This window comes from Staphylococcus sp. GDY8P131P, assembly GCF_017891975.1.
GTDB classification, from domain to species: Bacteria; Bacillota; Bacilli; order Staphylococcales; family Staphylococcaceae; genus Staphylococcus; species Staphylococcus nepalensis.
Map to the genome: position 1 here is coordinate 46,295 of NZ_JAESKF010000015.1, position 12,902 is coordinate 59,196.

General features: G+C 32.7%; 12 protein-coding genes. 9 read left to right on the forward strand and 3 right to left on the reverse strand.

Annotated features, from left to right (window positions below):
• Positions 1 to 185 precede the first annotated feature (185 nt).
• From KA894_RS11380 to KA894_RS11415, 8 genes are all read left to right on the forward strand, one after another.
• Entirely contained in the window at positions 186 to 755 is a 570-nt protein-coding gene (locus KA894_RS11380) for a helix-turn-helix transcriptional regulator (RefSeq protein WP_103373358.1), read from the forward strand.
• Positions 756 to 1,017: 262 nt separating this feature from the next.
• Positions 1,018 to 2,376: a glycerol-3-phosphate transporter gene (glpT, locus tag KA894_RS11385; RefSeq protein ID WP_096811177.1), complete on the forward strand. Its 1,359-nt coding sequence runs from the start codon at positions 1,018 to 1,020 to the stop codon at positions 2,374 to 2,376.
• Between the two features lie 268 nt (positions 2,377 to 2,644).
• On the forward strand, positions 2,645 to 3,625 hold the full coding sequence (locus KA894_RS11390; protein ID WP_119487775.1) for a tripartite tricarboxylate transporter substrate binding protein: 981 nt from the start codon (positions 2,645 to 2,647) through the stop codon (positions 3,623 to 3,625).
• Between the two features lie 13 nt (positions 3,626 to 3,638).
• Positions 3,639 to 4,082 carry a tripartite tricarboxylate transporter TctB family protein gene (locus tag KA894_RS11395; protein WP_096811175.1) on the forward strand — a complete coding sequence of 148 codons (444 nt, stop codon included), beginning with the start codon at positions 3,639 to 3,641 and terminating at the stop codon, positions 4,080 to 4,082.
• A gap of 12 nt (positions 4,083 to 4,094) precedes the next feature.
• Entirely contained in the window at positions 4,095 to 5,594 is a 1,500-nt protein-coding gene (locus KA894_RS11400) for a tripartite tricarboxylate transporter permease (RefSeq protein ID WP_174221774.1), read from the forward strand.
• 309 nt (positions 5,595 to 5,903) lie between these two features.
• Positions 5,904 to 6,578 carry an MgtC/SapB family protein gene (locus tag KA894_RS11405; protein WP_096811174.1) on the forward strand — a complete coding sequence of 225 codons (675 nt, stop codon included), beginning with the start codon at positions 5,904 to 5,906 and terminating at the stop codon, positions 6,576 to 6,578.
• A 265-nt stretch (positions 6,579 to 6,843) separates the two neighbouring features.
• Positions 6,844 to 7,275: a universal stress protein gene (locus KA894_RS11410; protein WP_096811173.1), complete on the forward strand. Its 432-nt coding sequence runs from the start codon at positions 6,844 to 6,846 to the stop codon at positions 7,273 to 7,275.
• A 321-nt stretch (positions 7,276 to 7,596) separates the two neighbouring features.
• Entirely contained in the window at positions 7,597 to 9,192 is a 1,596-nt protein-coding gene (locus KA894_RS11415; RefSeq protein ID WP_103373587.1) for a BCCT family transporter, read from the forward strand.
• 215 nt (positions 9,193 to 9,407) lie between these two features.
• Here the strand turns inward: KA894_RS11415 and KA894_RS11420 are convergent, their stop codons facing one another.
• The 3 genes from KA894_RS11420 to KA894_RS11430 are packed head-to-tail and all read right to left on the reverse strand — an operon-like array spanning position 9,408 to position 11,793.
• Positions 9,408 to 9,557: a FeoB-associated Cys-rich membrane protein gene (locus KA894_RS11420; protein WP_107643873.1), complete on the reverse strand. Its 150-nt coding sequence runs from the start codon at positions 9,555 to 9,557 to the stop codon at positions 9,408 to 9,410.
• A 12-nt stretch (positions 9,558 to 9,569) separates the two neighbouring features.
• Positions 9,570 to 11,564 (reverse strand): ferrous iron transport protein B, encoded by a 1,995-nt coding sequence (gene feoB, locus KA894_RS11425; protein WP_207572938.1) that lies wholly within the window; start codon positions 11,562 to 11,564, stop codon positions 9,570 to 9,572.
• A complete protein-coding gene (locus KA894_RS11430) occupies positions 11,557 to 11,793 on the reverse strand; it encodes a FeoA family protein (protein WP_096811169.1) in 237 nt (78 codons plus the stop codon). Before KA894_RS11430 ends, feoB begins: the two co-directional genes overlap by 8 nt.
• A gap of 373 nt (positions 11,794 to 12,166) precedes the next feature.
• On the opposite strand from KA894_RS11430, the gene KA894_RS11435 reads away from it, so the two are divergent.
• Positions 12,167 to 12,463: a hypothetical protein gene (locus tag KA894_RS11435; RefSeq protein WP_096811168.1), complete on the forward strand. Its 297-nt coding sequence runs from the start codon at positions 12,167 to 12,169 to the stop codon at positions 12,461 to 12,463.
• Positions 12,464 to 12,902: the final 439 nt, after the last annotated feature.

The window sequence follows — 12,902 nt, forward strand, 5'->3', positions numbered from 1 at the left end:
AGCGATTAAATGAATTGTTTTAATTGCTATTCTACTCCTTTTGTGTATGTCTAAGGTGAGTCTTAAAATGCTGCTATATCAATGTGTCAAAGGATTTTGTCACTATAAAAAATGCGCATGTTGAAAGATTTTGATAGTCTAAAATAAAGTACCATTATACTCTCTATATTGAAGGAGCTAAACAAATGAACCTAGGCCATCAAATTAAGTATTTCAGACAACGTGATCATTTATCACAAGAAGATTTAGCTGAAAAATTATATGTTTCACGTCAAACAATTTCTAATTGGGAAAATGATAAAAGCTATCCTGATGTACATAACTTATTAATGCTTAGTTCTTTGTTTCAAGTTTCTTTAGATGACTTAGTCAAAGGAGACGTGGAGATTATGGAACAAAAATTAAAACAAGCTAAATTTAACGTATGGGCACATTTAATGACATGGCCTATGCTGTTAGTAGCCATTTTAGCAGGCCCAGTTATTTTATATTCGAATCTTTTAGGCGTAGTGGTTGAAATTTCACTTATAGCACTTAGTATGATTGCAGCATTTAAAGTTGATTCGTTAAAAAAATCATATCAAATTCAAACATATGATAGAGTTGTGGCATTTATGAAAGGAAACGACCCTAACGAAGTGCATAGTAGCAAATTACGGAATACTTTAACATTTATTTATAGTTTTGTACTTTATGTAGGTTCGTTTATTATCATTATGCTGCTCAGTATATACATAGTTGGTTTACTCTATTAAGTTATGATTAAGACGCCTTATAATATGAACTGTACGTTTATTATAAGGTGTTTTTATTTAATATTTGGCTATGACATCTACAAAAGATAACTATTCTATCAGTAGTATACATATTAAATTAGTAATAAATTTTTTCTAGGAGAAGAATTTTAAAATATGAAACTTAGTATTGCTTTACCTATCAAGAGTGATTAATATAAAGTTAATAAATTATTAATAAAATATTAGAAGAAATGATTAAAAGTGAGATAGGAGTGATTGTATGTTTAACTTTTTAAAACCAGCAAAACATGTTGATCCATTGCCATCTGAGCAAGTAGATGATACCTATAAAAAACTTCGTTTACAAGTCTTCTTAGGTATTTTTATCGGCTATGCGGGTTATTATTTATTGAGAAAAAACTTTTCACTAGCGATGCCTTCATTAATTGAGGACGGGTTTAGCAAAGGAGAACTTGGTATCGCACTTTCAGCGATTTCGATAGCCTATGGTTTTAGTAAATTTGTTATGGGAACTGTAAGTGATCGAAGTAATGCGCGTATCTTTTTAACGTTAGGCTTGATACTTACAGCAATAGTAAACTTATTATTAGGGTTTGTCCCATTTTTCACTTCTAGTATAACAATCATGTTTATCATGCTGTTTTTAAATGGATGGTTTCAAGGTATGGGATGGCCACCCTCTGGGCGTATACTTGTACATTGGTATAGTGTAAGCGAACGTGGTAGCAAAACATCTATTTGGAACGTGGCACACAATGTGGGCGGAGGTCTTATGGCGCCCATCGCAACTTGGGGTATCTCTATGACAGCAATGTATAATTTTGGTTATTTAAAAGGCTTTGAAGGCGTGTTTATTTATCCAGCATTGCTTGCTATCGTTATCGCAATTATTTCGTATTGTTTAATTCGAGATACACCTCAATCACAAGGTTTACCACCGATTGAACAATATAATAACGACTATTCAACATCTTCACGTGAAACGCTTGAAACAGAATTAACAACAAAAGAGATATTATTTAAATATGTATTAAATAACAAATGGGTGTGGGCCATTGCCTTTGCTAATATCTTTGTATATTTTGTACGCTATGGCGTGTTAGACTGGGCGCCTACTTATTTAAGCGAAGAGAAACAATTCAATTTGAATGAATCTGGTTGGGCTTATTTCTTATATGAATGGGCGGGTATACCAGGAACACTACTGTGCGGTTACCTTTCAGATAAAATATTTAAAGGTCGTCGTGGACCTGCGGGATTCTTCTTTATGTTAGGAGTAACGATCTTCGTACTTATATATTGGTTAAACCCTCCAGGTCATGCTTGGCTCGACAACTTGTCTCTCATTGCAATAGGCTTTTTAATCTATGGTCCAGTGATGTTGATAGGTTTACAAGCATTAGATTATGTACCTAAAAAAGCGGCTGGGACTGCTGCAGGATTAACAGGATTGTTTGGTTATTTATTCGGTGCAGTGATGGCTAATATAGTTTTAGGTTTTGTCGTGCAACATTTTGGTTGGGATTTTGGGTTTGTCTTGTTAACAGGTATTAGTATTCTAGCAATGCTCAGCTTTATCCTAACTTGGAATAAACGTGGGCAAGAACAATTACATTAAGGTTGGAACGATTTATAAAAATTTGAATATATGCTTAATATTTAGATTATAAATTAAAATGAATTATGATATGAATAATATAAAAAACTTTTACATTTAAAAAATATCGAAAGGGGCGTAATAGTAATCAATGTTTATTAGTTGATTTCTATCTCGCCCTTTTTTGTATATAAAATAAAAAAATTATATAAGTTTCTATTTAACTTATTAGAATTTTCTGATAATATAAATAACATATGTAATCGCTTTCAGATAAAGGGGGATTTTTATGAAAAAGTGGGGGATATTCATAATCGCACTGTTAATCACGCTTTCTGCTTGTGGAAAGCAGAAAGAATCAAGTGCTGAAAAAGAACAATTTCCTAACGAAACAGTAGAAATTGTTGCACCAGCTTCTCCAGGTGGGGGATGGGATACAACTGCACGTGCTGTTCAAAAAATTATGATTGATAATGACTTAACTGAACAAAATATTAATGTGATTAACAAACCAGGTGGCGGTGGCGAAGTCGGCTGGCAGTACTTAAAATCACGCTCACCTAATACGATTTCAATTAACTCAAGTTTATTGTTATCAAATAAAGAGTTGGGGCTTAGTGATTTAGGTACAGAAGATTTTACACCAATCGCTATTTTAGCAACAGAATGGATAAGTTTAACCGCTTCTAACCAATCTAACTTAGATTCTGGTAAAGAAGTGATGGAAAAGCTTAAAAAAGATCCTAAATCATTAACGATTGGTGTTGCACCTGGATTAGGTAATAACGATCACTTAGCATTTGTCCAAGCGGCTAAAGCGTATGGTGTTGACGTTGATAAACTTGACTTTTTAGTTTATAAAAGTGGCGGTGATTTACAGACTGCATTATTAGGTGGTCATGTTGACGTTGCTTCAACTGCTGTATCAGAAGTTAAAGAACAGCATCAGACTGGTAAATTGAAAATGTTAGCTGTTACGTCAGATAAACCAGTTAAAGGCATTGAAGATGTACCAACATGGAAAGATCAAGGCATAGATGTTGTATTCCCGCATTGGCGTGGTGTGATGGGTCCTAAAGATATGACACCTGCTGAACGCAAGTACTGGGATGAAACGATGAAGGAAGTCGTTAAGTCAGATAGTTGGCAAGAAATAAGAAAAAATAATGATTGGGAAAATTTTTATAAAGATAGTGAAGAAAGTGAAAAATTCTTAAAATCACAACAAAAGAAATATAAACAACTTGTTAAAGACTCAGGTTTAAAATAAGGGGGGAGAAAGGATGTCACGACTTGTATTTCCAGTATTATTAATTATATTTGGCATCGTTTATATCACGTTGACATTAAATTTACAGAAATCAAATATTGGTGATCCTAATAGTCCAATGTATTTTCCAATGCTTTTAGGTATATTGCTGACGGTGATGAGTTGCATCTATTTTATTCAAGAATATAGAAAAAGGCATTTAACGTTTAAAGCTTTTTCTCAACTATTCGAAAAAGCGACGTTTATTCGTATTATCTTAACGATTATTTTAGCAGTTATATATGCTTTTATATTTGAACGCTTAGGTTTCCTAGTTTCAACGGTTCTCTTTTTAGGCGCTATTATGTTTTTAATCAACGGATATCAAAGATGGCTGCAAAATATTTTAGTGACAGTGATTTTTTCTGGTATTGCATGGTACACATTTTCACAATTATTAGACGTAAGTCTACCATAAGGGGGTAAATAAATGGGGATAGATATCAATAGTTTTATAGATGGATTGTCAACCGCATTACATCCAATGAACCTTCTCTGGGTTTTGATTGGGGGATTTTTAGGCACTGTAGTTGGTATGTTACCTGGATTAGGGCCTGCGACAGCAGTAGCAGTGTTAATACCTGTGACCTTTGGTATGGAACCAGTCAGCGCATTGATTTTAATGGTTTCGATATACTATGGCGCAATGTATGGAGGTTCAAGAAGTTCGATCTTGTTAAATACGCCTGGTGATGGATCAGCAATCGCTGCCACATTTGATGGGTATCCAATGACTAAGAAAGGCGAAGCGGGTAAAGCGCTAACAATCTCAGCCATTGCTTCTTTATTCGGTGGCATTATTGCTGTTATTGGATTTATTATTTTAGCCAAACCGTTGTCTGAATTTGCGTTAAAATTTGGTCCACAAGAATATTTCTTATTATTCTTATTTACGCTTTCCGCTATTGTCACTTTATCTCTAGGGAAAATGGTTAAAGGCTTTATTGCTATGAGTATTGGTTTAATTATTAGTACCGTAGGCGTAGATTTACAAACAAGTATATACAGGTTTACATTCGATTTACCACATTTAAGTGAAGGTATCAACTTTTTAGTAGTTATTATTGGTGTATATGCAGTAGCTGAAGTGCTGTTTAATTATTTAAACTTAGATACATTAAAACCACCTAAAGCTGATTTAGGTTCTATGAAATTAACTAAAAAAGATTGGAAAATGACACGCGGGGCTATGCTTAGACAAAGCCCAGTAGGCTTTTTAATTGGTGTATTACCAGGCGCGGGTGGTTCAATTGCAGCTATGTTAAGTTACTCTACTGAGAAGCAAATATCAAAAAATGGAAAAAAGTTTGGTAAAGGACAAATTGAAGGCGTAGCCGCACCTGAAGCGTCGAATAACGCAGCATCTGTAGGCGCTTTAATACCGTTATTAACAATGGGTGTTCCCGGTTCAGGTACAACAGCGGTTATCTTAGGTGCAGTAGTTATGTTAGGGTTACAGCCAGGTCCCTTACTGTTTGAAAATGAACCAGAGACGATTTGGACTTTAGTAAATAGTATGTTTATTGGTAACATTTTTTTAGTTATTTTAAATATCGCGTTAATTGGGTTATTGTTAAAAATTTTACGTACGCCACCAAAAGTATTATATCCGCTTATTATGGTGCTCGCATTTATCGGTACATATACATTAGGCTATAGCGTGACAGATTTATATATTTTAGTTATTTTTGGCATTTTAGGATTGATAATGAAATTGTTAGCATTTCCTATGGCGCCGTTAATTTTAGCAGCTATTGTTGGTTCGGATATGGAACAAAACTTCCGTAAAAGTTTAATCGTTAGTAATAATAATGTAGGTGATATATTTATTGGTTCGCCAATATGTATTATATTAACATTAATGACCCTACTTGCTTTGTTTTATCCGTTAATATTAAAAGGTGTCAAACGTTTGAAAATAAAAAATTAATACTGTTAAGCGTAGCATAGGATAGAAATGGTCCTTTTCAATATATTTCATATCCTTACTTTAGCAAGATTAGCTAAAGTAAAAGCATACGAGAATTGAAATGCTTTATAGATAATCAGAGACCTAACCGGGTCTCTTTTTTTTGTTTTTTAAGGGTTTGATTAACAATTTAATTGTCTTAAATGATTTAGATGATGTAAATAAGGTTAATAAGTATGTAAATGGAAGAAGTGATAATTACTGGAGAGATAGTTTGAATCACTTTGCGAATCCTCGTCAGCGTGGGTGTTTTATAAGAGAAGGGATATTATGTTATTTCAATTAGATTTATTTTTGAGAATTTTCTTGTCTGTTATTTGTGGTTCAATCATCGGGTACGAACGTGCGCAAAGGTTAAAAGCAGCTGGCATAAGAACGCATATCTTAGTTGCAGCGGCGTCAGCGCTTTTTATAATAATTTCTAAATATGGTTTTAATGATATTTTAAATGCACATGATATTATTTTAGATCCTTCAAGAATTGCAGCACAAGTAGTAAGTGGTATCAGTTTTATAGGTGCAGGTACGATATTAATTAAAAATCAAAGTATCGATGGTTTAACAACTGCGGCTGGATTATGGATAACTTCAGGCGTAGGTATGGCTTTAGGTGCAGGACTTTATTTTATTGGTGTGATAACGACAATATTAATCGTAATGATTCAATACTTTTTAAGAAAAAATCACTTATACCAAATGTTTATCAAAAAAGAAACGATTCGTTTTTATATCAAAGCAAATTACTCAAACCATGTTAAACAAGATATTGACAATATACTAAAACAACATGATGTATCAGACATTACTTTTAGTATTAACCGCATTGAACAAGGTACAATATATTTAAATGTTACTGGAAAAGCAATTTCAAAAAAATACAATAGTAATCTATTTATTGAAACATTATTCAAACTAACAGATATTAGTGCAGTCATTAAGCAATGAGTCGATAAAGCAATATATTTCAATAATAATGGTTATTTAATGAATAATTTATATAAAAAGGTGGTAATTAAATAATAAGGATATACTACTAATTTCTATAATAAATATAGCGCATTGGCTAGTTTAATCTATTAAGTAGATAGTTACGTGATTAAAGCGTAATTTAATTTATTAGTAAATGAGTATTGTGGCACCAAAAAATACTTTAACGACAAAACTGATTCATATTGTTTTGATTTCGTTAACTTAAGAAAGGTGATTTATTATGTATAAAAATATTTTACTACCGTACTCTTTTGAGAACGATTTTGATAACATTCCAGAGAATTTAGCTAAATTAGTTGAGGAAACATCTACTGTAGTCATTCATAACGTGATGACTGAAAATGATTTATTAGCAAGTGTACGATATGAAAATAAACATAAAGAAGACATTATAAAAGAAAGAGAAGAAGCACTTGCTCCATTTCTTGAAAAACTAAAAGCATTAGGTATTAATTATAAAGTGGCCATCGAATTTGGCCCTGTCAAAGACACTATTCTTGAGAGAATTCAATTTGGAGATATAGATGTCGGGGAGTTTGATTTAGTTGTAATGAGTAACCATCGTGTAAGCATAGATATTAAACATGTACTAGGCGACGTGACGCATAAAGTGGCTAAGAGAAGCCCTATACCAGTGTTAATTGTGAAATAGATTGAATCTGCACAATATAGAATATTAGTAGATGAAATAGCACAAAAAATGACTTTTGATGATGGTTATTTTTAGAGACTAGAGCGTAATCATAGAAATTACGTTACTAGTCTTTTTAATTTTTTAAATTAATTAAAATATCAATGTGTTTTTTTAATAATTATAAAATTTTACAAATTAGGTAGAAACTATTTTTCTTTCAAAACCCCTTTCATGACAGGGTTAATAGACTTTTGTGTTCATAAATTTCCCTTAGCTGCTGTTGTTTTAATACATAAAGTCTGTTATTCTGCTAATGTTCAATTATAAGGGAGGTTACTCATTTTGGAAAATAAACAACATAATGCGAGTGGGAAGAAACTGTCTTCTGTTTTTACTTATAGTATTATTGTTATCGCAATCGTTGTATTATTAGGTGCTATTTTTCCAAATCAGTTTAATGAAATAGGAACAAATATTACTGGTTGGATTACTGAATATTTTGGTTGGTATTATATGGTTATTGTAGCGCTAATGATTTTCTTCTGTGTCTTCTTAATATTTAGCCCAATTGGTAAATTGAAATTGGGTAAACCGGAAGATAAACCAGAATTTAATACAATTTCATGGTTTGCGATGTTATTTAGTGCTGGTATGGGGATAGGTTTAGTATTCTGGGGAGCAGCTGAACCGATCAGTCACTTTGTGTCACCGCCTACTGGTGAACCTCAATCAGCAACTGCTTATAAAGAAGCATTAAGGGGTGCGTTCATGCAATGGGGATTCCACGCATGGGCAGTTTATGGTGTTGTAGCATTAGCACTAGCGTACTTCCAATTTAGAAAAAACGAACCTGCATTAATTTCAAAAACATTGCGTCCAATTTTCGGCAATAAAGTGGATGGCCCACTTGGTACGATTATTGATGTGATTTCTGTCTTTGCTACTATCGGTGGTGTAGCAGTATCTCTAGGTTTAGGGGCAATGCAAATCGCAGGTGGCTTGAACTACTTATTTGGTATACCAAATAATATTGTAACGCAAGGTATTATCATCATTGTCGTGACAATCTTATTCTTAGCTAGTGCGTGGTCAGGCTTAAGTCGCGGCATTCAATATTTAAGTAACGCTAATATTGGTTTTGCAGGCATTATTTTATTATTTATTTTTATCGTAGGACCAACAATTTTAATTTTAAATATGTTAACTAGTTCTACTGGTGAATATTTAAATTCATTACTCTTTAATATGTTTGACACTGCGCCATTAGATCCACAAAAAAATGAATGGATGAAATCTTGGACATTCTTCCAATTAGCATGGTGGATTAGTTGGAGTCCATTCGTTGGTATATTTATTGCACGTGTATCTAAAGGGCGTTCAATTAGAGAATTCGTTTCTGGTGTTATGTTAGCACCAGTACTTGTAAGTTTAGTATGGTTTGCGGCATTTGGTGTTTTAGGTATTGAAACTGCTAAAGACAAACCAAAAATATTTGATATGCCACCAGAAACTGCGCTGTTTGGTGTATTTAATGAAGTACCACTTGGTTTTATCATATCAATTTTAACATTGTTATTAATTGCAACATTCTTTATCACGTCTGCCGATTCAGCGACATTCGTTTTAGGAATGCAAACAACATTTGGTTCATTAAATCCTTCAGCATTTATTAAAGTAATTTGGGGTATTGCACAAGCCTTGATTGCATTTATCTTGCTATTCTCGGGTGGAGATAATGGACTAAATGCACTTCAAAATATGGCGATTATGACAGCCTTGCCGTTCTCAGTCATCATTCTCTGTATGATGGTCAGCTTCTACAGGGATGCGAACAAAGAGCGTAAATTCCTAGGTTTAACACTTTCACCAAACAAACATAGATTAGAGGAATATACGAGAATTGCAGAACAAAGAGCTGAAAATAAAAATGAATAATTGCTATTATAGTTAAACAAAAAAGAGTATCTGGGACATAAATGCCATACTCAAAATAAAAATGCATCTTCATTTAGAATGAAGGTGCATTTTTATATTTAAAAGCTTTTAATTCTGAACCTACATACTTGTGTAGGCACATTATTTTATTTTGTAGTCTTTCACTCATACTATATCTCTTGGATGTCAGAAAAGGAAAGCATCATATTTTAATTTTATAATATTTTCTTTTCTGTACTGCATCTGTTTTTAGATCCACATGAACTGCATTTTCCGTCTTTGGATTTTTTGAAAAAGTGGCATAGTGTGTAACCTGCATAACTAAAGATAGCTAAAAAGATTACCACATTGATAATAACTGACATTTCATCACATCCTTAACTAAATAATAGTCCAACTTGATAAAAGATAAAGGAAAGTAAATAGGCCGTGATTAATGGATATACTACTGCAAGTACTGTCCATTTTAATGAGTATGTTTCTTTACGAATCGTTGCAACAGTAGATAAACATGGAATATATAATAATATAAAAATCATAAATGAATATGCAGATAGCGGTGTGAATTGACTGTGTATTACGTTAACCAGTCCTGATTCGTCAGATGCATAAATGATAGCCATTGAACTTACAATGACTTCTTTGGCTAAGAATCCAGGTATTAATGTAGCACCTGCTTGCCATGAACCGAACCCTAATGGTGCAACTAACACAGCAAAGAGACTCCCGATTGAGTGTAAAAAGCTATCATCAACATCCACATTAAAACCACTCGGGCCTGTATAATTTAATAACCATATCATTACTGAGCCAGCAAATATAAAAGTCCCGGCCTTTTTAACAAAACCTTTAGCTTTCTCCCAAGTACTTCTCCACAGTGTCTTAATAGATGGCAGTCGGTAAGTAGGCAATTCAATGATAAATATAGAATCATCATTTTTTAGCACAGTTTTAGTTAGTAATACACTTGTTAATAATGCGACAACAATGCCTAGCACATAAAGACTCAGTACGATAAGCGCTTGATGTGCTTCGAAAAATATACCTACAAATAGTGCATAAACTGGTAACCTGGCTGAACAAGACATAAATGGGGCGATTAAAATAGTCGTTAATCGTTCTTTTTCACTTTCAATACTACGTGCGGCCATGATGCTAGGCACATTACAACCAAAACCAATAATCATAGGGATAAAAGATTTACCGCTAAGACCAAAGTATTCCATAATACGGTCCATGAGCGTTGCGATACGTGCCATATAACCAGAGTCTTCTAGAAGTGAAATAAAGAAGAAAAGCACCATAATCTGTGGTACGAATACAAGTACTGCACCTACACCAGCTATAATACCGTCTGTTATTAAATCCTGTAAGAAATCAACGATACCGATTTTATCCATGAGGTTGGATACAGCATCTGTAAATGAGCCACCTAAAAACTCATCTAGCGCATCAGAGACGGGCGTCCCGACCCAAGTAAACGTGATATGAAAAATAAGCCACATAATTCCTAAAAAGATAGGGATGCCTAAATATTTATTTGTTAAAATGCGATCAACGCGGTTAGTAAAATATTGTTTATCCTCTTTAGGATATTCAACTGTATCCTTTAACAGATTATCTATATAAATATTTCGAGTATTTTGGATGACATCTCTAATTGAATTATTTAATTTTTCTGACAATTTTCCGCGTAATGGTTTTATTTTTGCCAATACAGCGTCGTCAAGAAAATCGTAAATCTTTGGGTTGTCTAATAAAAATTGTATCGATATGAATCTTAATAATCTTTTTTCAATGGTTGGACAAGTTGCTAAATGTTTTTCAATAGATGAAATTGTAGATTCAACTTTTTCACCATAATTTAATTTCAATGGTTTATTTCTCGATAGTGTATGTCCTTTTAATGCATCTAGTAATTGGTGCGTACCTTTACCGTTTCTAGCAATAATAGGTAATAAAGGCAGTTTTAATTTTTTCATGAGTGCTTTTTGGTCAATATGAATACCACGTTTAGTAGCTACGTCAATCATATTTAAGCCAATAATTAAAGGTGCACCCAATTCCATAAGTTGGACTGTAAGTAACAAATTACGTTTTAATTGGCTTGCATCTATGATATTAATCATGCCTGAAAAGTCATTGTTTAATAAGTAATCTGTCACTACCGTTTCATCTTTAGATATCGGTGACAATTCATAAATACCTGGTAAATCGACTAAGTTTCCAATATGGGATTTAAGACGTCCTACCTTCTTCTCTACCGTAACTCCGCTCCAGTTCCCTACATATTCATAAGTTCCAGTAAGTGCGTTAAACAAAGATGTTTTACCTACATTTGGGTTTCCTAAAATACAATAGTTGTTACTCATTTAAAGCCTCTAATTCAATCTGACATGCATCATAACCACGAATACTTAAACACTGTCCATTTACTTCTAAAATACAAGGTCCTTTAAATAAGCATCTTTGTTTAATTTTTAATTTGGTACCATTGGTTAAACCAAGCGCATTTAAACGATGGCGCATATGCTGATTTTTAATTTTAATATTTTTGATTTTGTAGTTCTTTTTTAATGTTCCGCTATTAATACTTAACATCATACTCACTCTTTCTTGAAAGGGAATAATAATCATTATCGATTATACAATTAAGTTTAATACAATAGAAGTCGATGCAAATATAATTTTGTGAATATTTTGTTAAATATCATTACCTTTTGCATGTGTAATTGTGACGTTTTATTTTTAAAATTTTAATTAAATATAAAGTTTTAAGTGAGCAAAGAGATTGCTATTCTTTTAATGTAATATTACACTATATATAATCACTAATGGTAATGAATAAGAGACGTTGCTCCCCTTGTAGTACTCAGATAGTCTGTTAACAAATGTAATTAGATGTATTGGATTATCATGTATTTAAGTATACTTGTAAATAAGTCAATTGCGCATTTAAGTAGGAGGGATTTCAATGGTTATTCGGGATAATAAACGTATTAAAGTCAAGCGTTTAAACGAAACACGTTCAAGTGGTATTTCTGTCATGATTGAAGAAGGTGGTTTGGGAGCTGATCAATATTATCAAATTGAAAAGCAAAATGCGAAAACGTCTGAAGAGCATTTACATCAATTTGAACATGAAGTAAGTAAAAAGAATAACGCAGAACTATTAGATTTATTAATTATAAATGCGCAAGAAAGTACAAATAAAGCATACAGTGAAGCTTTAAAAACCATCCAACAAGAAGTTTTAAATCGAATGAAGTAAAATAATAAGTCTACGCATTGAAATGAAAGTGTTACTAATAAAAAGCTATTGTTTAAGTCATTTAACAGCTTAAACAATAGCTTTTTGTGTTTAAATAAGAGGTAAGACTAACGGAGCTCTAAAAAATTGAAATGATTCCATGCGTTTTACTATTGTGCCTCCGAAAAGATTTAGTATAAGCATGTTGAAAAAATAGTCCAAGTCTAATAAAGCGGTGACAAATTCGTATTTGAAATGTTGAATCCCAGCGGGTTAAAAATTAAGTATTTATGTGATCAAGATGGTTCAACTTGTTTATGAGTTAAGTTTAAACCAAAATATCCGTATTGTATGCCGTTCAACATGATACGATAAAGTCGAAAATTGCTAACGTTTTGTGTTACAAGTTAAACTTATCATACTGTAATAATCATTTCATTGAGTCAAGTCCAGACTCCTG